The sequence below is a fragment of the Paenibacillus sp. sgz302148 genome (genome assembly GCF_056120465.1).
The window spans coordinates 1-22146 of record NZ_JBVYOJ010000022.1; the positions used below are offsets into that span (position 1 = coordinate 1).

Annotated in this window: 27 protein-coding genes; 22 read left to right on the forward strand and 5 right to left on the reverse strand. The window is 49.3% G+C overall.

The window, feature by feature from the left end; all coding sequences use genetic code 11:
* The first annotated feature begins 133 nt into the window (after positions 1-133).
* The 4 genes from AC0LWM_RS26525 (at position 134) to AC0LWM_RS26540 (ending at position 4007) form a co-directional block, all read left to right on the forward strand.
* Positions 134-409, forward strand: coding sequence for a hypothetical protein (locus AC0LWM_RS26525; protein WP_474678040.1), 276 nt, complete (start codon positions 134-136; stop codon positions 407-409).
* A 201-nt stretch (positions 410-610) separates the two neighbouring features.
* A complete protein-coding gene (locus tag AC0LWM_RS26530; protein WP_474678041.1) occupies positions 611-919 on the forward strand; it encodes a hypothetical protein in 309 nt (102 codons plus the stop codon).
* Positions 844-2943 carry a heavy metal translocating P-type ATPase gene (locus tag AC0LWM_RS26535; protein ID WP_474678131.1) on the forward strand — a complete coding sequence of 700 codons (2100 nt, stop codon included), beginning with the start codon at positions 844-846 and terminating at the stop codon, positions 2941-2943. The genes AC0LWM_RS26530 and AC0LWM_RS26535 overlap by 76 nt, the downstream gene beginning before the upstream one ends.
* Positions 2944-3245: 302 nt before the next feature.
* Positions 3246-4007 carry an MBL fold metallo-hydrolase gene (locus AC0LWM_RS26540; protein WP_474678042.1) on the forward strand — a complete coding sequence of 254 codons (762 nt, stop codon included), beginning with the start codon at positions 3246-3248 and terminating at the stop codon, positions 4005-4007.
* Here AC0LWM_RS26540 and AC0LWM_RS26545 read toward each other — a convergent pair.
* The gene (locus AC0LWM_RS26545; RefSeq protein ID WP_474678043.1) at positions 3993-4202 is read right to left on the reverse strand and encodes a hypothetical protein; all 210 of its coding nucleotides are present in this window, start codon (positions 4200-4202) and stop codon (positions 3993-3995) included. The genes AC0LWM_RS26540 and AC0LWM_RS26545 overlap by 15 nt on opposite strands.
* A 222-nt stretch (positions 4203-4424) precedes the next feature.
* On the opposite strand from AC0LWM_RS26545, the gene AC0LWM_RS26550 reads away from it, so the two are divergent.
* Positions 4425-4853: a GNAT family N-acetyltransferase gene (locus tag AC0LWM_RS26550; RefSeq protein ID WP_474678044.1), complete on the forward strand. Its 429-nt coding sequence runs from the start codon at positions 4425-4427 to the stop codon at positions 4851-4853.
* Positions 4854-4945: 92 nt separating this feature from the next.
* On the forward strand, positions 4946-5374 hold the full coding sequence (locus AC0LWM_RS26555) for a hypothetical protein (protein WP_474678045.1): 429 nt from the start codon (positions 4946-4948) through the stop codon (positions 5372-5374).
* A 76-nt stretch (positions 5375-5450) separates the two neighbouring features.
* On the opposite strand, the gene AC0LWM_RS26560 is transcribed toward AC0LWM_RS26555, so the two are convergent.
* Entirely contained in the window at positions 5451-6056 is a 606-nt protein-coding gene (locus tag AC0LWM_RS26560; RefSeq protein WP_474678046.1) for an ATP-dependent Clp protease proteolytic subunit, read from the reverse strand.
* A gap of 229 nt (positions 6057-6285) precedes the next feature.
* Here AC0LWM_RS26560 and AC0LWM_RS26565 point away from each other — a divergent pair, with 229 nt between their 5' ends.
* The 3 genes from AC0LWM_RS26565 (at position 6286) to AC0LWM_RS26575 (ending at position 8229) form a co-directional block, all read left to right on the forward strand.
* A complete protein-coding gene (locus AC0LWM_RS26565) occupies positions 6286-7002 on the forward strand; it encodes an RNA polymerase sigma factor (RefSeq protein WP_474678047.1) in 717 nt (238 codons plus the stop codon).
* A 144-nt stretch (positions 7003-7146) separates the two neighbouring features.
* The gene (locus AC0LWM_RS26570; RefSeq protein WP_474678048.1) at positions 7147-7587 is read left to right on the forward strand and encodes a GNAT family N-acetyltransferase; all 441 of its coding nucleotides are present in this window, start codon (positions 7147-7149) and stop codon (positions 7585-7587) included.
* 33 nt (positions 7588-7620) lie between these two features.
* Positions 7621-8229 carry a hypothetical protein gene (locus tag AC0LWM_RS26575; RefSeq protein WP_474678049.1) on the forward strand — a complete coding sequence of 203 codons (609 nt, stop codon included), beginning with the start codon at positions 7621-7623 and terminating at the stop codon, positions 8227-8229.
* 64 nt (positions 8230-8293) lie between these two features.
* Here AC0LWM_RS26575 and AC0LWM_RS26580 read toward each other — a convergent pair whose 3' ends face one another.
* The gene (locus AC0LWM_RS26580) at positions 8294-8563 is read right to left on the reverse strand and encodes a CD3324 family protein (protein ID WP_474678050.1); all 270 of its coding nucleotides are present in this window, start codon (positions 8561-8563) and stop codon (positions 8294-8296) included.
* Entirely contained in the window at positions 8550-9482 is a 933-nt protein-coding gene (locus AC0LWM_RS26585) for a hypothetical protein (RefSeq protein WP_474678051.1), read from the reverse strand. The genes AC0LWM_RS26580 and AC0LWM_RS26585 overlap by 14 nt, the downstream gene beginning before the upstream one ends.
* Positions 9483-9692: 210 nt before the next feature.
* Between AC0LWM_RS26585 and AC0LWM_RS26590 the strand changes: the two genes are divergently transcribed.
* The 10 genes from AC0LWM_RS26590 (at position 9693) to AC0LWM_RS26635 (ending at position 17755) form a co-directional block, all read left to right on the forward strand.
* Complete coding sequence (locus tag AC0LWM_RS26590) at positions 9693-10601, forward strand: ornithine carbamoyltransferase (protein ID WP_474678052.1); 909 nt, start codon at positions 9693-9695, stop codon at positions 10599-10601.
* A 90-nt stretch (positions 10602-10691) separates the two neighbouring features.
* Positions 10692-11186: a 2,4'-dihydroxyacetophenone dioxygenase family protein gene (locus tag AC0LWM_RS26595; protein WP_474678053.1), complete on the forward strand. Its 495-nt coding sequence runs from the start codon at positions 10692-10694 to the stop codon at positions 11184-11186.
* A gap of 19 nt (positions 11187-11205) precedes the next feature.
* Positions 11206-11724, forward strand: a complete 519-nt coding sequence (locus AC0LWM_RS26600) for a hypothetical protein (RefSeq protein WP_474678054.1) — start codon at positions 11206-11208, stop codon at positions 11722-11724.
* A gap of 168 nt (positions 11725-11892) precedes the next feature.
* A complete protein-coding gene (locus AC0LWM_RS26605; protein WP_474678055.1) occupies positions 11893-12591 on the forward strand; it encodes an ATP-binding cassette domain-containing protein in 699 nt (232 codons plus the stop codon).
* Between the two features lie 69 nt (positions 12592-12660).
* Complete coding sequence (locus AC0LWM_RS26610) at positions 12661-13794, forward strand: hypothetical protein (RefSeq protein WP_474678056.1); 1134 nt, start codon at positions 12661-12663, stop codon at positions 13792-13794.
* Positions 13795-13832: 38 nt separating this feature from the next.
* Entirely contained in the window at positions 13833-14441 is a 609-nt protein-coding gene (locus AC0LWM_RS26615; RefSeq protein WP_474678057.1) for a PspA/IM30 family protein, read from the forward strand.
* Positions 14442-14614: 173 nt separating this feature from the next.
* Positions 14615-15652: a GNAT family N-acetyltransferase gene (locus AC0LWM_RS26620; RefSeq protein ID WP_474678058.1), complete on the forward strand. Its 1038-nt coding sequence runs from the start codon at positions 14615-14617 to the stop codon at positions 15650-15652.
* A gap of 196 nt (positions 15653-15848) precedes the next feature.
* A complete protein-coding gene (locus tag AC0LWM_RS26625) occupies positions 15849-16517 on the forward strand; it encodes a hypothetical protein (protein WP_474678059.1) in 669 nt (222 codons plus the stop codon).
* A 120-nt stretch (positions 16518-16637) separates the two neighbouring features.
* On the forward strand, positions 16638-17198 hold the full coding sequence (locus AC0LWM_RS26630) for a DUF402 domain-containing protein (RefSeq protein ID WP_474678060.1): 561 nt from the start codon (positions 16638-16640) through the stop codon (positions 17196-17198).
* The gene (locus AC0LWM_RS26635; RefSeq protein WP_474678061.1) at positions 17198-17755 is read left to right on the forward strand and encodes a hypothetical protein; all 558 of its coding nucleotides are present in this window, start codon (positions 17198-17200) and stop codon (positions 17753-17755) included. Before AC0LWM_RS26630 ends, AC0LWM_RS26635 begins: the two co-directional genes overlap by 1 nt.
* Positions 17756-17887: 132 nt before the next feature.
* Here the strand turns inward: AC0LWM_RS26635 and AC0LWM_RS26640 are convergent, their stop codons facing one another.
* The gene (locus AC0LWM_RS26640; RefSeq protein ID WP_474678062.1) at positions 17888-19114 is read right to left on the reverse strand and encodes a GNAT family N-acetyltransferase; all 1227 of its coding nucleotides are present in this window, start codon (positions 19112-19114) and stop codon (positions 17888-17890) included.
* 156 nt (positions 19115-19270) lie between these two features.
* On the opposite strand from AC0LWM_RS26640, the gene AC0LWM_RS26645 reads away from it, so the two are divergent.
* From AC0LWM_RS26645 to bioD, 3 genes are all read left to right on the forward strand, one after another.
* Complete coding sequence (locus AC0LWM_RS26645; RefSeq protein ID WP_474678063.1) at positions 19271-19843, forward strand: SLOG family protein; 573 nt, start codon at positions 19271-19273, stop codon at positions 19841-19843.
* A 178-nt stretch (positions 19844-20021) separates the two neighbouring features.
* Positions 20022-21395 (forward strand): adenosylmethionine--8-amino-7-oxononanoate transaminase, encoded by a 1374-nt coding sequence (bioA, locus tag AC0LWM_RS26650; protein WP_474678064.1) that lies wholly within the window; start codon positions 20022-20024, stop codon positions 21393-21395.
* Complete coding sequence (gene bioD, locus AC0LWM_RS26655; protein WP_474678065.1) at positions 21385-22134, forward strand: dethiobiotin synthase; 750 nt, start codon at positions 21385-21387, stop codon at positions 22132-22134. Before bioA ends, bioD begins: the two co-directional genes overlap by 11 nt.
* Positions 22135-22146: the final 12 nt, after the last annotated feature.

The following is a 22146-nucleotide window of genomic DNA, read 5'->3' on the forward strand; positions in this document are numbered from 1 at the left end:
AAATACTTGTCCCTTTTTCGCCATAGAAAGATCCCCTCCAAGTGTCACTCGAACCTCCATGATACCATGAAGGTTTTTTTGAGTGTCTACTTAAAGGGGATAATATCACGGCGTCGTATGGCTAACGGATTTTATGAATCCGCAAAAAGAAAATGTCGTACGTCCAAAGCTGGTCAAGTTAAGTGACGGCCGTTATGTGGCGATGTGGGAAAAATGGTCGGACTCGGAATACTTGACGACACAATACTTGATTATGGACGAAAAGGGTAATATCTTGAAAAAGGCAACCAATATCGGTCCCGTCCGCTTGAATCGCCCGGATGATATTATAGGATACGGAAATAAGGTCATTTGGGTAACCGGTGACGCGCCGAAAAAGTCATTGCGCGTGAATTGGCTGGAATTGTAGTGGAAAAGCTACGCGTAGAGTGAAAGAATGAAATCTCGAAGAAGGGAACCCTGCGGGGTTCCTTTTTGCTGCAGTTGTTTATTGACATTTTGCGGAGAGAAGCATAAGATTATATGTAGTCATATGAACATATACTCATGTATTAACGGGAGTTGATCCTGATGACAGCCAAAAAGCATTCGCAAGTCGGTTGTTGCGACGATGATCACAAGCACTCCGACCATGAACAAGAACATCGTCATGATCAATGCCAACAAGAACATGATCATAACGGACGTGATCACGGGCATAACCATGAACATCATCGTCACGATCATTGTGGGCATGATCACCATGGGCATCATCACGATCATGGGGCGGTTGATGAGCTTGCCGCAAGTGTTTCGCTGCAGTTCGAGGGGAAAGTCCCGAAGAGCGTGTTTCGCATCGACGGAATGGATTGTGCGGATTGTGCCCGCAAGCTGGAGAAGAAGGTCGGGGCTTTGCCCGCGATCCGGCAGGTTAGCGTGAATTTCGGCGCGGCGAAGATGACGGTGTATCACGACGGCAGCTCAGTCGAACAGATCATTCGCACGGTCGGCCAAGCCGGGTACGAAGCGTCGGAGGAGAAAGGGAACGTTCGGCGGGAACCGCAGAAGTCGTTCTGGAAAAGTAACAAAAAAGTATACAGTACGGGACTTGCCGGTGTTTTCTTCGGTATAGCTTGGATATTAGAGCAGTTGGATACGTTGCCTGCTTGGTCGGTTAATCTACTCTATGCAGTCGCTATTATTGTGGGTGGTTATCGGATTGCCAGAAGCGGATTGTACGGCTTGAAATCGCGTACGATCGGCATGGATTTGCTGATGGTCATCGCCGCGGTTGGAGCGGCTGTGATCGGGGAGTGGGAGGAAGGCGCGGCGGTCGTATTTTTATTTTCGCTAGGCGAAACGCTTGAAGCTTATACGATGGACCGTACCCGAAATTCGATCCGCGGCTTGATGGAGCTTGCCCCGAATGAAGCCTTGGTTCGAAGGGGGCAGCAGGAGCAGCTACTGCCGGTTGATCAAATCGCACTGGATGACATCGTGCTTGTCAAACCAGGGGAGAAGATTGCGATGGACGGCATCATCGTTAACGGTCGTTCCTCCATCAATCAAGCCCCGATTACCGGCGAATCCGTCCCTGTCGAGAAAGGCGCGGGCGAAGAAGTGTATGCCGGCACGGTGAATCAAGAAGGGCTGCTGGAAATTCGGGTCACGAAGCTATTCAAGGACAATACGTTGTCCCGGATCATTCATATGGTAGAAGAGGCACAAGCGCAAAAAGCGCCGTCGCAAAGGTTCGTGGATGTTTTCTCGAAATTTTACACGCCAATCGTAATCATTGCCGCTATACTTATTGCACTTATCCCGCCTCTTGGATGGGGCCAATCCTTCGAGACATGGATATATCGCGCTTTGATGATGCTTGTTGTATCTTGTCCTTGCGCTTTGGTCATTTCAACGCCGGTATCCATCGTGTCGGCAATCGGCAACGCTGCGCGGAACGGCATCCTGATCAAGGGGGGAGCTCATCTCGAACGGCTTGGCGCCATTACTGCATTTGCGTTTGACAAGACGGGAACATTAACAGCCGGAGTTCCGGAGGTCACCGGGATTAAGGTTCTCAATGACTGGAACCGGACCGAAGTGCTGGCGATTGCGGCAACGTTGGAAACCTATTCCGATCATCCGATTGCCAAAGCGATCGTACGCCGTGCGGTTGCGGAAGGGATTATCGCTAAGCCAAGCGCGAACTTCATTTCCGTTGTCAGTAAAGGCGTTCAAGCCGAGGTAGGCGGAACAACGTATTATATTGGCAAACCCCGTTGGTTTGAGTCGGATTTCGGCATATCGCTAAGCACGATCCAACAAGAACTTCAAGCTCAAGAGCAACAAGGCCAGACGGTCATGCTGCTGGGCACACGCGACACTGTCATTGCAATGATTTGCGTAGCCGATACGATTCGGGAGAATAGCAAAGAAACGCTGACGCAATTGAAAAAGATCGGCATTCGGAAGACGATCATGCTCACCGGCGACAATCAAGGAACGGCTCGCGCCGTTGCCGATCAACTCGGCGGCGTGGAGTATCGGGCCGAGCTGCTGCCCCAAGATAAAGTCTTCGCTGTTCAGCAGATCATTCAGCAGGAGAACGGCGTTGCGATGGTTGGAGACGGGGTGAATGACGCGCCTGCTTTGGCCGCGGCGACGGTCGGGATCGCAATGGGCGCCGCGGGAACCGATACTGCGCTGGAGACGGCTGATGTGGCCTTGATGGCGGACGATTTATCCAAGCTCCCGTACGCGGTCGGTTTGAGCCGTCGCGCATTGCGCATCATCAAGCAAAATATCGCCTTTTCACTCCTTGTCAAAGCGGTGTTTATCCTGTTAATCTTTGCAGGCAAGTCGACGTTATGGATGTCCGTGCTGGCCGATACAGGAAGCTCGTTACTTGTTATTGCGAACGGGATGCGTTTGGTGCGGCAACAACAACCTCTGCGCGTTGAATAAACGTGCGGGGGTTTTTATTTTTTTATTGCAGAAATGTGCAAAAAAAGAGACCCGGCAGCAACGGGCCGCGGGTCCAAGGTTTATATATTAAAAAAGGGGGTCGAATAGAAGTATAGCCTAGCAACATTAAAGAGAGATGAAAAGAGGATTTCATTTTTATTACAATACGATGTCAACCTGTATCCGAGTGTAATCTTCCATACCAACTGCTAATGTCCAGAGCCGAGTTCGTGGATTGTGAGTGTGGCGGTAAAAATATTATACTTAATTTATTGCCATTTAGTTAGCCAGGGGGTTATTGTATGAACACCTATCATTTGCTCGATATCGAATTCGAGGTGAACGGACAAAAACAAGTCATCACTCCAATGCTGCTTCAAGACGATCGCGATACGATTCTGATCGACTGCGGTTATCCTGATTTTATGCCTCTTCTTGAAGAAGCGGCTAATCGGCACGGGGTCACGCTCGAAGATATAACAAAATTGATCGTGACGCATCACGATATGGACCATATGGGATCGCTTGCCGCACTCAAGCGGGCGTACTCTCACATCGAAATCATCGCTCATGAGCTGGAGGCACCTTATATTGACGGAACGAAAAAGTCGTTACGGCTTGAACAGGCGGAATCCACGTTAGACGTTTTGCCGACTGAAGCGAAGCCGTTTGCTGAACAGTTTATTCAATTGTTAAAGTCAATTGAACCGGTTGCCGTCGATCGGATGGTATCGAGTGGGGAGAGGTTACCTTGGTGCGACGGCATTGAGGTCATTCACACGCCCGGTCATATGCCCGGCCATATCTCATTGTATCTGCCCGCCAGCAAAACGCTGATCGCGGCAGACGCCGTCGTCATCGAGGAAGGCAAGCTAGCTATTGCCAATCCCCAGTATACACTGGATCTGGATGAGGCAATTCGCTCATTACAACGTTTGCTTGACTATGATATAGAGCGGATGATTTGCTACCATGGTGGATTGTTCCATCATGATGCCAAACAAGCTCTCCGGCAGCTCGTTCATGAATATTCTCTAGATAATGTAGTATTATTTCCAGACTAGCGTCAAAACGACAATCGAAAAAGCGACGATGCTGCCTAAAATATAGAACATCGTGAGCCTGCTCCAATACCCTTTTGTCTTGCGGTCGTAGTCCGGGTTCCCGTTTTTGTTCGGTTTAGAATTACCGATCATAACTGTTGCGGCTACGCCGATGATAAAAATTGCGAATATTAAGATATAACTATAGCTTGGCATTGTAAAAAGCACCCTTCCTCAAAAAAATGACAGTTCGATCATATAAACAATGGACGGAAAAGTAACCATCCAATTTATCGTTTTTATACCCATCCAATACTCGAGGTCATGGTATATTTCATCGCTCCGGAATCAACCTTGCTTTGATGCCGGTTTCTGTTTAAAATTATCCATACGGTAACGAAGAATCAGATAAACTATGCGAGTGGAGCGATCATATTGATGATGGATCTGAAATCGAAGCTGGATGAACCGGCGGTTGTGGAATTAATCGGTCTGGCTGTATTTCCGGAGCCGGAACATGTCGAACGAGCTGTTCAAATGTACAAGCAGGATGAGCGTCTTGAACTGTTAGGTTATGAAGAAGAGGACACGATCATTGGGGTTATCGGTTTTCACGACGATCTTGGAGAAATCGAGCTCAAGCATATCGCCGTTATCCCGGAGGAACGCGGCAAAGGATATGGCCGGGGAATGCTCATGGAGTTGATCAAGCTTAAAGATCCCAAAGTGATTGTCGCGGAAACCGATGAAGACGCAGTCGATTTTTACAGGGGATCCGGTTTTACGGTAGAAAGCCTTGGGGAGAAGTACCCTGGAACAGAGCGATTTAAATGTACATATATCACCGATCCTGATGATGCAGAATGACGCTCATAAATGAATGAGATGATCAAGAAGGAAAAATCAATTTAAATGCGAATCTATGTATCGATAACCTATGAAAGGGACGATTGATACAAATGAATCGATGGATCAAAATTGTTGGCTGGGCTCTCGTCCTATTTTTGCTGTCCGCCCAGTGGACTTATGCAGCCGGTGCTTCATCCAAAACCAAAGTTGAAGTTACGTTTGTTAGCGCCGAGCTTGTTGACAATAATCATGTCGGCAATGAATGGGTGGTAGCCGGATTTGTCAACGGAAAATCTATCTCCGAAGGAGAGCGGATGACTTTAACGGTGAAGAGTACATCATCCATTACATTAAAAGCCGTTGCGGAAGAACAAGATAAAATCCCCGACAAGGGAACGAAAAGCAAAACGATTAAAGTATCATCGCTATCTAAGAAGTCGACGGAAAGCGAACTTGTTGTTACCGTCACCGAAAATCGCGGCAGATACTCCGGGAATACGGCGGAATGGAAATTTATTTTTGCTGTCAAAAAAGTTTAGAATTTGGAGCTAAGAAGAAAGAGAGCAGGCACCCGTCGGTGACCTGCTCTCTTGCATCATGGCATACGATCGGCATTCATATTTTGCCGTTCTTCTCGTGCACGGATGTGATGACTTTATCGATGATCCCGTATTCAAGCGCTTCCTGCGCGGACATGAACGTATCGCGATCCATATCCTTCTCGATCCGTTCCAGCGACTGTCCGGTGCGCTCCGCCGTAATTTCATTCAGCCTCTTGCGAATGCCCAGAATCCGGTTCGCGCTGATCGCGATGTCGCTGGCTTGCCCTTGAGCGCCGCCATGCGGCTGGTGAATCATGATTTCGCTGTTCGGCAGCGCGTACCGGTAGCCTTTGGCACCGGCAAGCAATAGAATGGCGGCGAACGAAGCGGCGAATCCAGCGCATATCGTATGCACCGGCGGTTTCACAAGTTGCATCGTATCGTAGATCGCAAATCCGGCTGTAGTGGAGCCGCCAGGACTGTTGATATAAAGCGAAATCGGCTTATCCGGGTCGCTCCCCTCAAGAAATAAGAGCTGAGCGATGACGCTGTTGGCTATCGTATCGTTGATTTCCGTTCCGATAAATACGATCCGGTCATTCAGCAGCCGGGAAAAAATGTCGTACGACCGCTCGCCGCGGCTCGTTTGTTCAATCACGTAAGGAATATAACCGTTCATGAGCATAACCTCCTAATACTACTCGTTTTCGTCTTTCGTAACGTAAACGAACGAAGATGGTCAAAGGATACGCAATCATCAGGCGGCAGGTATTCTCAATCGCGAATATGGTTATATAATGGAATTGAAAAACTTTTTTCGAATCGGCGTATCTTTATTACAGTTTCATTCGTTTACAAGATGAGGTTATCGTGGCTTCAACCCAAACGAAGAAGAAGGAGGCAAGAACATGAATTCGGCTGATCAACTGCATGCTGTCGTGAAACGATATTGCGTCTCATTAACGGGCTCGCCGCTCGAAGGGGAGGATCTAGCTCAAGAAGTCTGGCTGAGAGCGATCGTATCCGCGCCTTACACCAATCATGCCAATCCGGAAGCTTATTTGCTTCGGGTTGCCAAAAATATATGGATCGACCAATCCCGCCGCAAAACGCGGCTGAACCGAATCATAAAACAACAATCGAGAGAAGAACTGTCGGCTGCCGATAACCTATCGTTTGATGTGGAGATGGCTTTCCAAGCTCTAATGAAGCATTTATCGCCGCTGCAGCGGAGCGTGTTTATTTTGCGCGACGTGTTCGGTTATTCAAGTGAAGAAACGGCCAAGAAGCTGAAGACCACGGAAGGAGCGGTAAAAGCGGCGCTCCATCGCGCGCGTCAATCGCTGGTACTCGTGCGCAGCGACTTGGAACATGATAAGCTTAAGTACCCCGAAGATGATTCGATGAAAGCGTTCCTTCATGCGATCGCAGCCGCCTACCGTAAAGGCGACGTCGCTGAAATCGTCCGATTGGCACAGCAAGACGCCATCGAGCCGGTTGCTGCAATTGGAGCCGTTCAGAGCAAATATGTTTACGAAGCTATTCACTCACAGCGACATGCAAGCGTTCGGAGCTCCGGCCACGTAAGCTCGTTCCATTCTTCTTCGATGTGGATGGTCGCATAAGCAAGATAAGAATAATCACTCTTTTAGAGAAGGGTGATTATTTTTGTTAAGAAGGCATTGGAAAATATAACAAAACATCGTATACTAAAGATGTTTCATGGATCAGGATATAGTTTCATATAACGAAACGATAGGGGTGATTCAATGAATGATTTTATCCGAAAAGCTGAAGTCCATGATATTCCTTCTTTATGTACGCTCATTAGTGAATTAGGAGGCAAACCGATCACACAAGAGGATATGATGAACCGGCTGAACATGACCGAGAACAGCGATACTGACACTCTTTATGTTTATGAGTCCGACAATCGGGTGAAAGGCGTTCTTCTGTTCCGAATTCGTGAAAATATTAGAGAAGTGAGCCGGTACGGCGAAATCGGGATTATTGTCGTTCAATCCTCCGAAAAAAGGAAAGGGATCGGGAAACGTCTTATGGCATTTGCCGAAGAACTTGCCAAACAATTAAACTGTAAAGGAACTTATCTGATTAGCGGATTTGCCCGGAAAGACGAGGCGCATCGGTTTTATTTGGAATTAGGCTACGAGATTACAGGCTATCGATTTGTAAAGTCATTTGAAGATTAACTGAAGGATTTTGAACAAAGAAGAGGTGATCGATTGACGCGGCACAAATGGCGTATCGCAGCGATTGCGGTCATTGCGATTACAGGAATCGTAATGCTGATCCTGTGGAGATGGACTTATACGAATAAATATTTAAACGAAGCGAAGCAGGTTGAGGTATCACAAGTAAAGCTACTCATGACCCGTACGGGGGTAGAAAAGCTACACGGCAAAGGTGAAGACAAGACTCCGGGGTGTTTTGGCTGCGAGATGAATTTTATATATCCCGAACTGCATCTTTCCGGCCGTTATTCAGAAACTTTGGACCGGATGAAGAAAGGGGAAATTGATCATCGGGTGAGCCCGAAGGTCAAGCAAATAACGACGTCGGATCCAGCTTTTAGCATCTTCGGTATAAGGATCGGCGACACGATGAAATTCGCGGCAGCGACGCTGGAATCTCAAGGTTTTGCTCGGCAATCCGATCCTTCGACGAATTATTATCTTTATTACTCCAGAGATGATCTGTATATTAGGCTATGGAACGATCCGGACCTCGATTGGAAGCAGAAGGATCGAACCTTATGGGGAGACGAAAACGATCCGGTTGCGAGCATTACGATCGAGATTCGAGTACCTAAAGACGAAGAGATCATATATTGATCGGGGCGTAAATGAAGAAGAGGAGCAGTATCCATGAAGAGCTGCTCCTCTCGTTTTGCGCATGTTATTCCGATTGTTTTTCATAAATAATTCCTCGGATTCTTTCCTGGCTCAGGCTATAGATTTCCGCAAGGGTATGAACGGGTACCCCTTCTATATATTTCAGATAGATTTCTTTGTTCCTCGCATTTAACTCCTCACGAATGCCGGAAAGCTGTCCCCATTGCTGCCTGTTTTGATTCGGTATATACAAGTATTCGCCTTGGATATATTTTTGTATTTCCTCAACCAACTCGGCAGGGAGGACGTTCCTGGCATTTTTATATTTTTTCATGTGAAATGTCCTTCGTCAGCCGGATCGTATTGGCTAAGAAATCAACGAATCCCTCGTTTATTAAGATAACGAATGTTTCAAAGTTCTTTAACGTCAAGAGGGTGGTTACAGCATGCAAATCCAATTGCTTCATGGACAATAAAGCGGCTTGAAGCAGCCTTCTTTTGTCCTCCATGGATAAGTTAATCTCCGGTCTAAAATGAAGCCCAAAACCGACGGCCGAAGCTTTTGGGTGTGACGGATGTACAAGAGAGACTTTATAATAGGCGAACCCTGCCAAGCGATTTGCATCCTTATCTTCTATCCCCAGAATGATCGTATTTTTACTTCGATCGGAATAAATTTCCTTGAAACGAGCCGCTGTGCGGGTTTCGCCATCTTCGGCAAGAATCTCATAAAACTCGTTCGGAACAATCTCAGCTGTCGGAACGATACGAGACAAATCAATTTGTTCAGGCTCCTTCCAGTTATCGAGTACCAGATGAGTTGAAGTTTCCGTATACTCGTCGGATACAAATCCAAGTTGCTCGAACATGGCGATCTCTTGATTTCTGATTTGCCCAAAAGGGGTCGGCGCAAAGTAAAATAATTTGTTTCCGCCTTTTGACCTGATCCACGAAACACAACGATCCACTAATTGTTGTAAAACATGTGCATAATCATCTTGAAAACCGTATCTGAGATACGCATTCCCGGTCTCCTCCGCATACGAGATGCCCATAAAAGCAACGATGGCTTCTCCCGCCGCGGCCACAAAGCATAGACTGGATTTTTGACCAAGGTAATCTTCCTGAATCACCTCCACGGGTCCAACATCGAATCTAGGATCGGAAATAAATCTTTTGGAAGTCAGTTGTAAAATATGGTGAACGTCCGTAACATCTTCGACTTCCATTTCTCTGATTGTAATTTCTTTCATAAAACACAATCACCTCTCATTGTTCGATATTTAATACATCCTAATTATGTCAGTTGCACAAGTATATTTAAATACTAACAATAAAGTAGACTTAAGCTCAAACACGAGTTACAAATCAGCCAGCCACTATTGACAAATTCTACAAACATGCCTAATATGCATAAATATACAATTAAATGAATGAAAAAACGAAAGCGAGCTGTTTTAATTATGAACCATTTAACTTCCTTCAACAATTTAACCGGTGATGATTTATTCGACCTTATCAAGCAAGGAATAGACATTAAGCGAAATCCGCGGCACTACGAACAGGCTGGTCATCGCAAAGGGCTGCTACTCCTATTCCAGAAAACTTCCACAAGAACGAATCTTTCGTTTCAATCCGGCATTCAACAGTTAGGCGGTAATGCGGTCACATTGGACTGGAATTCCAGCAATTTCAGCATTTCACCTATTCAATACGAAGCACGATATATCTCGAGAAACTGCGACCTTATTATGGCACGGTTGAAGAAGCACGCCGATCTGCTAGAGTTGGCGAAATATGCAACGGTTCCGGTCATTAACGGTTGCTGCGACAAGTATCATCCTTGCCAGGCTTTGGCTGATTTCATGACGATCTACGAAGTTGCGGGAACGTTTGACAACGTGACAGTTACGTATATTGGCATTCATAACAATGTGGCAAATTCGCTAGTAGAAGGGTGTATTAAGCTGGGACTGAAGCTGATTCTTGTAACGCCAGTGATCAACGAAGCATCCTGGGATGCCGAACTGATGGAAGAAGCGCGGCGAAGCGGCATGATCGAGCGAACGGACGATATGCAATATGCCGTTGCAAATTCGGATTTTGTATACACCGATACTTGGATTGATATGGAGTTCATTACCGATCCTGCCTTCGAGCAAGAAAAACAGCGCCGAATGGACATTATGATGCCTTACCAGATCAATCGTGCACTGCTGCGCAATCATACGCCGTACCTCATGCACGACATGCCGATTCACCCCGGTTTTGAAATTGAGGAGGAATTGATCGAATCCCCGCGGTCGGTAATCTACCAGCAAGCGGAGAATCGAATGCATGTACAAAAAGCGCTTATTCTTCGATTGTTATAGCGAAAATTTACCATGCGTCGGCTTCGGATAACAATTATACTAGATACTCGAGTACTATGCTCTACCATGTTGCTCTATCGAGGTGAAGTGATGAATCCATTAATACAAGAAGCTGTGATCCGGTTAGCTGAGAAGGTGCAGCTTCCGGAAAGAGTATTCCAAATCGATGATTTGCCATGGATTCCGTTTGACGGCGGATCGTGCTATTTCAAACCTTTGCGATTCGATCTAAACACGGGGACGTGGACGTATTTGTTCAAAATATTAGGCAATCAAGTGCTGACGCGGCATCGGCATACCGGCGGATGCGTGATCGGCTATAATCTGCAAGGCCGCTGGCGTTATGAAGGGCGGGATTGGGTTGCGACACCGGGTACGTTTATCTATGAACCGCCGGGAGATATACATACTTTGATCACCGGAGATGAAGAGGTGATCGCCTTGTTTATTCTGAGTGGATCACTGCAATATTTTGACGAGGAAGATCGTGTCGTGGGTCAAGATGATGTTTACACCATCCTCAATAAGTACAAAGTTTATTGCGAAGTGAGCGGGCTGAAAATGCAGCAGGAGCTGATTTATTAAGCGGGATAGGGGAATAGACATGTACTTATATCACTATTATAGCGAAAAGCAAGGTCCATTCCGTAACCTGTCGAGTTTGCCATTAGAAGAAGCCGAACAAATACTAAGTGAAATCAAGCAAAATAGGGTTGGCTTCGCCAGCCGACGCTCGGATGATTATTTGCTGATCCGCCATCAATTGGAGCAGCAAGCGAGAGCTTTGTTCATTTCGAAAGGCGGCAAACCGCAAAATCGATTTCCGCATTATTTGACATTAGGCGAATGCCCTTGGCTTGAATCCTGGTTTCCAGACGGTCGGGTTCTTCGGATTCCGCTGGAGGAAATCAAGGAAGAGGCGATAAGCTTCACCTATGGGGACTTGTTTCCGACTATGCGATATGATGACGGAAAAATCTACCGAGGTCAAGTGTATACAAAGCCGGAGATATTGGAGATGATCCGAGTCTACGGGTATCCGCAAGATTGGAATCCGGATGGAAAGTTAGGACCTGAACGATACATCGAGGCTCAATTATGGGTGGATCCGTATCCGAGGTGAATGACGACAATTTCCGGTTCAAAAAAGAAAAACATTAAAAAGCGCATTGCCCAAGGCAATGCGCTTAAGTTCGTATGTGTGTTTTTGACATGTATAAAGACAAGAATGGTGTCCTTGACTTCCATAATATTAGTATAAACGACAGAAAAGGTTAGGTCCTCAAACCGGTTGGAAAAGCTGGAGGTTTGCGGCCTTCGCTTTACTTATCCGGGAACCGATGCGGGTATTCGGGACGTATCGTTTTCGATCCCGCGAGGATCATTCACCGTCGTAACGGGAAAGATCGGAGCCGGCAAAACAACGCTGCTGCGCGTGCTGCTCGGTCTGCTTCCGAGCGACTCCGGCGAAATGTTATGGAACGGGAGCCGCGTCCGAGAAGCATCACAATTCATGGTCCCGCCGCGGGTCGCCTATACGCCGCAGACACCATATTTGTTCTCCGACACGCTGTTGCGAAACATCCTACTGGGCTGTTCCGACGAAAGTCGCGTTCAACAAGCCGTGCATCTAGCCGCATTGGAGACGGACTTAAACTTGTTGGGGGAAGGGTTGCAGAGCGAGCTTGGACCAAAAGGTTTGAATTTGTCCGGGGGCCAACAGCAGCGCGTTGCCGTATCCCGAATGCTCGCTAGGAATGCCGAGCTTCTCGTGCTCGACGATATTTCCAGCGCGCTTGATCCCGAGACGGAAGCTCGAATGTGGGAGCGTTTGAACGAATATCGAAAAACGAATCAGATCGCTTGCCTCGTCGTCACGCAGAAGCCGTATGCCATGCGGATTGCCGATCAAATCCTGGTGCTTGAGCAAGGCCAAGTGAGACTGTTCGGGGCGAGAGACGAAGTTTTGCCAAAGATCAACAAGGAATAATATCCAGCAATGTCGAAACTAACCGATAGCTGTAAAGGTTGTATTGCATCTGATTACGGAGGTGTCGTTATGGGGTTATTTGATTGGTTGCGAGGAGGCTCGGCCGACGAGGTGGTTTGTCCGGAAGAGCATCTTGAAAGCTACAAACGGTTAGGGGAGCAAGTATTCGGTCTGCATGTGGAGCTTAGCGAAAGCCGGCATTCGCGAGCACTCGCCTATTTGAATGCCGCGAGAAGTCTGCAGACGATGTCCGACGCACTGCTGGGTGACGCGGTGACGAGCGGAAAGAAAAAACCGGTCCCGATCGTATCGCATGAGCAAGCGGACGATTGGTACGGGCGAATTCCGGATTTGCTGGTCGCCGCAAGGCAAGAAGCCGCTTTCGAGCATTCGTCGAGCGTGCCGCTGCCGGTTCGGATCGGTGTGCAAAACGAAGGTCCGAGTCCTTGCCCTGTCGAGCATCTGGCGGGCTTGCGCCGCGCGGCGGCGGAGATGGAAGCACTCGTATCGGACGGAATCGCGCAGGCCCGGCTTGAGGGGGACCGGTTCAAATTCGCGATCCTGCTGTATGAAGAAGCGCGAACTCGCAAGCAAGCGGCTGACGCCATCGTGGGCATTATTACGAACGGACGTCATGTGTCCATGGAAAGCCACGAGGACGCGGAAACACAATACTGGATGGCGCTGTCGAACTATATTCTTGTTGCGCAAGGCATGAAGGCTGCGGATGTACTTGGCCCCGAAGATTTGAAGAAGCCCCAAGCGCCAAAGGAGACGAGGCCGAAACCGAATCCGATCCCGACACAGGAAACGAGACGTTGCAAGCTGGATTCGAACGACATCTGGAAGGTTACATCCCAAAGCGCCATAAGGGAAATCAAACGCTCGGGGGAATGGGAACAGGCCGAGCACGACTTGATCGAGCATTGGGAGACGCACCATATCCGCGAGGAAGAACGGACTTATGAATATACGGTCGAGCAGCTGCTTCGCACCGGGCACATTGTCGAGGAATCGTATTGGTACTGCTGCCCGTTCCCGTCCGTATATCGGGTCGGCAGCGAACCGGTTCGGATTCTGGGATACGAGATTCCGCGAGGCTATGTTTTCGTATACGAATACGGCGATGACGGAGCGCCTGGGCGGTTCATCTACCAACCTTCGTTCTCCAAAGCCGATTCTCGCAAATATTGCGAGGATTGATCGAACTTACTTACTAAACGAAGAAGGAGTCGCACAAGATGGGGCTGATAACCCGCCTGAAAAGCTGGTTCGGCAAGGAAGATCCGGAAGAGCAGCTGAACGCTTTTATTGAATCGGCCACGGAGAAGCTGCGGGAATTTGAGGTTGTCGTCAATCGTGCCGAATCGGAGCGGCTGACTGCACGTGAGCGGCTGAAACGGTATGAAACGGAAATTCGCTTTTTGCGCAGTCAAGCGGAAACTTACGCCGAGCAGCTGGACGAAGAGTCGGCGCGCCGAAAGCTGGAGCAGGCGCATGAGAAGAAGCAGCTGGCCGAACAGCTGTCGGTGGATATGGAGCCGGCCGAGAAATCGGTCGCGCTGCTTCGGGAACAGTTTCTGCAGATGACCAAGAAGCTGAATGAAGTGAAGGCGAACCGGCAGGCGATCGTTCAGCGCAACCGGAATGCCGCGGCGCGGAAGGATGCGTTTCTGACGATGTCGAAGAGCGAAGACCCGTTGAAGCTGCTCGGCTCCATGCAAGAGGACCCGTTTTTGGCAGAGGCCGAGGCAGAACTAGCCGGCAAACGGGAAACCTCGCTGGACGAGGAGTTTGAAAAGCTGCGTCGAAATGCTGCCGCGGCAAAAGACAATACGAAAATGCAATAACCTTGATTCTCAATGAATCTTATGCCGATCCCGGACGGAGTTTTTACGAATCCGGAGGTCGGCTTTCATGTTCATTCATGCTTATAACGATTCTTTCCTTACCGGACATGCTTTCAAACGTGGCATAATTGTTATAGTCATTTGAAAATTTCAATCAATTTTAGAGGTGTTCGATGAAAATAAAGCTTCGCCCTTTGCGGTTGCCGGATGATTATGAAGGAATCGCCAATCTGTTGAATCAATATGGGTCGGAACCGACGACGGCCGTCAAATTGCAGGATGACGACGCCAAGCTCTACGAGGTCGGACATACGTGGATGGATGACAACGGCTTGCTCGCCGGTTATGACCGGGAGCGCCAAGTGGCCGTGACGGAGAAAGACGAGATCGTCGGCTACTTGTGGACATGGCGCGCGCCGTGGACGGAACCGGGGTATTTGTGCAACACGCTTGTCGTAGACCGGTCGAACCGGAAGCAAGGAATCGGCGGGCTTCTGCTGCGTCACATCGTAGAATGGGGCAATAAAATCGGTGCGACCAAACTGGTTACCGAAGTATGGGACGACGATCCCGATGCGCTGCAATTTGCCGTCAGCCGGGGATTTGAGGTCGAACGCCATGCTTTCCAATCGGTTCTGGACATCGGCGATCATCATATGCCTGTTGATTCGGACGTTATTTCGAAGCTGGAGCATGAGGGAATACGGCTCATGACTTTGGCCGATGCTCCCGGTGAAGAAAGCGAACGGAAGCTATATGCGCTTTATCAGGAGACATTGGTCGACATACCGGGGTATATGGGTGAAGTGCCGCAAATCGAAGAATGGAAAAAATGGTACCTGAAGGTGGAAGGCTTCGCTCCCGAACAAGTGATCATTGCCGTGGCAGGGGATCGATATGTCGGCGTTACGAACGTGCTTCACAATCCGCAAAGCAACGGCATGTACCACGAATATACCGGGGTTAGCCGGAATTACCGCGGGAAGAAGATCGCCCAGGCGCTAAAAATCAAAGCGATAGAGCTTGCTCACCGCCGTAAAGCCGATTATATCAGGACCGATAACGATTCGATCAACGAGCCGATCCTTGCGATCAACCGCCGTTTAGGCTACGTGCCGCTGCGAGGATCATATCGTATTATTGCATCGCTGCATGACGTATTGGGACACTTGGAATCTGCTTCTTCGGCGGCTGCTCCTAAGCTTAAATAAGGTATGCAAGGAAAACGTTCAACAAGGACACTCCTGTATAGGGGTGTCCTTATTTGATTTTTTGACGCGTCTAGCCGTGTCCGTCGCATCAACTCTTTCCTTCATGCGTTCAAGGGCTCTTCCGCTCAAATGTCGGAATGCAAAAACTTGGCCCAATCATATAATCTTATGATCCTGATGGAAATGGGGCGTTTTGATGAATCCTTTGTCTATGTATCATTCGCTTGTGGCAAGTTTTTTGCCGCCAACCGCTAATTTATATCATCTAGAGCATCCTCATGAAGGTCCGGCTTTATTGTTCTCGGACATCGATAGTGACGGCGAGGCGGAGATCGTATCGGTGTATTGCTTTCGAGGTGATCCGTATTTGCTGGCTATCAAGAGACATCAAAACATGTGGTACCGCATGTTCGAGGCACGGGGCAAAGGGGTTGGCGTTCGGGATTTGTTATCGGCACCGATCATGAGGGCGGATCAGTGCAGCATTCTGATCGGTTGGCAGATGGAGTCCGATTCGGATTCGGCTGAACTGGATCTGATGCACTGGTCTCCGCAAGGCTTTCTTCGAATCATTCCGGAAGGTATGCGATACACCTATTTGCAGGTTGAAGATATGCCGGGACAGCATGGCTTAGACGGCATATGCGAATTGGGTTTATGGACGAGAGACACCGAGAGGGCGTTTCGCGTGGAAGCCTATCGCTGGCATGATTATGAATTGGTCCATGCTGCGGACGTGTATCCGTATTATTTTCAACGAGTTGCCCGATATTACGACAAATTAGTGAGAGAGTTCCCCGACACGCCATTATATCGATCGTACAGGGAAGATACCGCTGCAAAGATGGGCCATTCCATTCCTTAGTAAAGAAGGAATTCGATGTTCCTTGCAGAACTAAGAAAGCAACTGACCGAAGCCTTTCGATGAAGATACGCGCGGCCCGGTCATACGATTAGAGAAAGAGTGCTAACGGAGGAGCCGGCGATGATGAAGGTCAAATATGCGAACCGCCCCGATTGGGGGCGTATTCTGGAGCGGCGCTACAGCCAGGATTATGTGCGAGAGGGTGACTTTGAAGGATACGTCACCTATTTGTTTTTGGACAAGGTCAAAAGCCCGCTGATCGCGCAATATGGGGAAGATTCCGTCTGTATCGTTGATGACGGCTATATTTGGATGATGTTTTTTCCGATCGGCGGAAGCTATAGTGTGACGGTCATGATCAATGCGAAGTATGAGGTCGTCCAATGGTATTTCGACATGATCGCTTCAATGGAGCTTACGGAGGAAAGGGTTCCTTTTGTACAGGATATGTATTTGGACTATATTTATTTGCCTAGCGGCAGGCTCGTCGTGAAAGACGAAGACGAATTGCGGGAGGCTTTGCGAACAGAGGCAATCGGGCAGATGGCCTATGACGACATCGTCAGGAAAGGCGCGGAGCTGAAACGTACGATTGCGAGCGGAACGAATTCTCTGATTACCCATATCGGATGGTATATCGAACGATTGAAGGAGCTTAATGAACCGGGAGTTGCAAAGTGATGAAAAAAGCGATCGTCGCTTTATACGGACTGCTCGTATTGTGCATGACAGTACTTCATCCGAAGGCGTATGCGGATTTGTCTATTTACACACCGCAGGATATGATCTCGAAATCAACCTCCATCATAACGGGTACAGTGGTTGAGAAGGAGGACGGACAAGACCGGCGCAAAGTGATTATTCGAACGAAAAAAGTCATCAAAGGCGACAGTCCCGGGGAGCTACTCGTTCTTGAGCGGAACATTGGCCGCATGTATGGTTGGATCGGATTCGAGTTCCCGGAAGCGGGGAAGGACGTCCTCTTGTTCCTTCAAGGCAAGGATGGATTGACCGGCGATGCCAATAACGTAGCAACGATCGAGGCGGGCAATAAAGCGGTTGTATATAAGGGGTTGGCGACTGACGCACATCCCATTAAAGAATATAATAAAGCGTATTCCGAGCTTATTGCGTCGAAGACGAGCATGGCTGCGATCGGAAATACGGCACTGATCATTGCTCTCGCGGCAGTAGGTATCGTGATCTGGTCTATCGAATCCCGAAGAGGAAAAAGATAATTCCGTTATAACGAGTCGTTCCCTTGTACGCGATTTCTTAATATCTTTGCCGGAATAAATGGATACGCGCGAAAAAATAAGAGCTGGTCTCGCATCTTGCGGAGATCAGCTCTTTATTTACAAGGTACCTTTTTAGAAATAATCGGAAAAATAGGGTTTCTCGCGAATGATGAGATTTTCCAGCAGGTTGACGATATTGTCATCGGCGTGAATGCGGCCGATTTGCGACAGGTAGGTCGGACGCTTATAGCCCATCAGCATCGTCGTTAACGTCGGAATGTCGAACGTAATCGAAGGAGGCATTCCGCCTCCGCCTTCGGTCAAACGCCCTTGGCCCGAACGGTCCACGGTCAGCGTGAATGTACCTTGATTCCATTCCAGCATCGGGTCGTGCAGCTTGAAGACGAGACGACTTTCCTGATCTTGCTTCTGGAACGGATATTGCTCGATGAACAGCCGGATGTCAACGATCCGAGCCATAAAATACGGGGCGATCGTTTCCTTGATATCGCCGTCTTCCAACAGGAAAGCGAGCGGCTCATCTTTATAGATGTCTCCTTTGACCCGCGTGATCATGGAGAAGTGTGCGCTGATGAAATTCCATAAGCCGGTGCGCGCTTCTTCGTCGATCGAGACAAGCTCTTTAAGGTGGAAAATTTCTTCGGCGACCCAATAAAGCAAGTAGCCTGTCGGCTCGTCTTTATTGTCGTAATAAATGGCCACCGTCATATCGTCCAAATCCCAACGAAGGTATTCCTCCCAAGCGAGCTCGTTGCGAAGCATGGCGCCATGGTGAGTCAACGCGAACTTCTCGTACACCTTCTTAATGTCGGGATGCTCGATCGTTACGCGTTCCACGTTGCCCGGGACCATCTTAGGCTTCGGGAGCTGCGTGTCCTGTACTTCGAACGAAATTTTGTTGGAAATGATTTCCCAGCCTTTGCGCCGATAATACGGAATCGAATACGGGTACAGGTAAGAGATCGATTGCTTCCGGTCTCGCATGTTGCTAAGCGCATGCAGCATCAGCTTGTTCATTAAACCTAGATTGGCGTATTCCGGATATGTACCGACGCCTGTTAATCCGCCCATTTCGTAAATGCGCCCGAAAATATTCACTTTAAAAGGGTAAACGGCCAGCTGCGAGATCAGCTTGTCTCCGTCGAACCAGCCGAGTACGTCGGCATGCCGGAGCACCGGCAGCTTGGATTGCGCGATCTCCCGATTTTCCCAGCCGAACGTTTGCAAATCGCGGTTTGTCACTTGAAATACATAACGCAGCAAATTGTTGAACTGCTCGCCGTGCACCGGTTCTACGCTTCGCAATTTGAGTCTGTCGATCAATTTCCGGCGACTCATCGATAACAACCTCCATTTGGACATGACAATATCCAATAGTTTACCGATACCGGCATTGGATTGCAAATCTGCGGGTCAAAACTTCATTTTGCCAAGCAACGCTTGGTCAAGGTAAACTGTGACTAGAACCTTAGCCGAATGCGATAGGAGATCAAGATGAAAAATCTTCTCGTCACGGGTTACCGTGCGCACGAATTAAGCATTTTCGATCAGAAGCACAAAGGCATCGCCTATATCAAAAAAGCAATCGCAGACCGTCTCGCGCCGCTGGTGGAGGATGGGCTGGAATGGGTTATTACGTCAGGGCAATACGGCGTAGACTTATGGGCTTGCGAAGTCGTGTTCGAGCTGAAGAAGCGGTACCCGCGGCTGCAGCTGGCCATCATTACGGCTTACCTCAATCCGGAGGAGAACTGGAAGGAAGAGAAGCAGGAATATTACCGGGATATTATCAAGCACGCCGATTATTACGGTGCCGTCAGTAAACAGCCGTACCAAGGCGTTTGGCAGCTTACGGCGAGAGACGAGCTGCTGCTGCGCAAGACGGACGGCATTTTGCTTTTTTACGACGAGGATGCGGGGGAAGCAAGCCCGAAATATATGAAGCTCAAAGCGCTCAAGAAACGCGAGGAAGAAGGCTATCTGTATATGGACATCACGGCGGAGACGATCCAGAGCATCGCGGAGGAAGAACGTCAGGACATGACCGGGCTGGAGGAATGGGGCTAGTCACGGGTAGCTAAATACTGAAAAGGAATTGTTTACAAGCCCGTAGATGCGATCTATGGGCTTGTTTGTCGTTTTCGTCTTTACAATCCGCCAAGGCGTTGTTACAATGACAATGCAATTGTTAACCCATTATCACAAAGCGAGGTTAACAATTAAGTTTCTGAAAGGAGCTGTCAGATTGTCCTCCTTAACCTATGAACAATTAGCCGCGTGGGACCGCGCGCATGTGTGGCATCCTTTTACGCAAATGAAAGACTATTGCGGTACCGACCCGCTCATTATCGAGCGAGGCGATGGCATCAAGCTATACGATATGCAAGGGAAAGCTTATTACGATGGATTTTCTTCCATTTGGCTGAATGTACACGGCCACAATGTGCCGGAATTGAATCAAGCGATCATCCGGCAGCTGGAACGGGTGGCCCATTCGACGCTGCTTGGCATGAGCAACGTTCCGGCGATTGAACTTGCTGCGAAGCTGGCTGAAATTGCTCCGAAGGGGCTGAATAAAGTATTTTATTCGGATGCGGGCGCAACAGGGGTAGAGATCGCCTTGAAGATGGCGTACCAATACGAGATTCATCGCGGAAATCGCCGGAAAACCTCCTTCATCACAATGAAAGAAGCGTATCACGGCGATACGATCGGCGCGGTCAGCGTAGGTGCGATCCCGTTGTATCACGAGACGTTCCGGCCATTACTGTTCCCGGCGCATTCGATCCCGTACCCGAATACATACCGGCATCCTGACGGAGCAACAGGCGCGGTGGAAGAAACTTTATCGGCGCTGCGCCATGTGCTGAAGCGGCACGATGGAGAAATCGCCGCCCTCATTGTTGAACCGATCGTGCAAGGCGCAAGCGGCATGATGGTTATGCCCCGCGGGTGTTTGAGCGCCATTGCTGCCATTTGCCGGGAGCATGACGTGCTGCTGATCGCAGACGAAGTCGCAACCGGTTTCGGACGTACGGGCGCGATGTTCTCTTGCGATCTGGAGAACGTTTCTCCGGATATTATGATCGTCGGCAAAGGGTTGACGGGCGGTTATTTACCGGTTGCGGCAACACTGACGACAGATGCAATCTATAATGCGTTTTACGGCGATTATGAGGAGCAAAAAACATTTTTCCACGGCCATTCCTATACCGGTAATCCGCTCGGCTGTGCGGTTGCTCTGGAAAGCTTGCGGCTGATGGAGGAGCGGCGCATCGTTGAAGAGGTCAAGGCGAAAGCCGATTATGTGTCGCGCAAGCTCGCTGCGCTGTCCGACCGTCCGTTTGTCGGCGACATTCGTCAGCAAGGACTGATGATCGGGATCGAGCTCGTCCGGAGCAAGATGACCAAGCAGCCGTTCGAATGGGCGGAACGAATCGGGGTGCAAGTCAGCTCTCGGGCAAGGGAGCTGGGCATGCTGACAAGGCCGCTCGGGAACGTTGTCGTTTTCATTCCGCCGTTGGTCAGTTCGATCGAGGAGCTTGATGCGATGACGGACATCCTGATTCAATCGATCATCGACGTAACGGAGAGCGAGGGCCATTCGGATGGCAGGTAGAGCGATATTCGTCGCAGGGACGGACACCGAAGTCGGCAAAACGGTCGTGACCGGCGCCATTGCGGCGGCGCTTCGCACGGAAGGGCTTAACGTCGGCGTCTGGAAGCCGGTGCAGTCCGGCGCCGTGATCGGCAGCGGCAGCAGCGACGCGGAGCGATTGATCCGGTACAGCGGCATCGCCGAATTGCCGGAAAACGTAGCCCCGTATTCGTTTCGCGCGCCGCTCGCACCGATGCTTGCGGCTGAAGCCGAAGGCGTGCAGCTGACGAAAGAGGCTCTGCGCCGAGCAGGCGAACCGCTCTATGAGCGATATGACGCATTGCTCGTTGAAGGGGCCGGCGGCGTTGCCGTGCCGCTTACGAACGATGCGCTAGCGATCGACTGGATTGCCGAATTGGGAGCGCCGGTGCTGATCGTTGCCCGTTCCGGCTTAGGGACGATCAACCATACTTTGCTGACGGCGGCTATGCTGCGTACGAAGGGCGTGACCATGTTAGGCGTTGTGTTGAATGATGGGGCTGACGAAAAGTTCCGATTGACCGATGGCGGCGATCAGCGTGACTTCGGCGGTAATGATATGAGCATCGCCACGAATGCGCAAATGATCGAACGATATGGCGGATTGCGCATATTAGGTCGATTTCCTTTTGTGCCGGGCGAACCGGGGGCGAAGCAATTGGCGGAGGTCGCCCGTAATTGCCTCGATTTATCCACGGTCAAGGCAGCATTGATGGAATGAGAAATGATCATA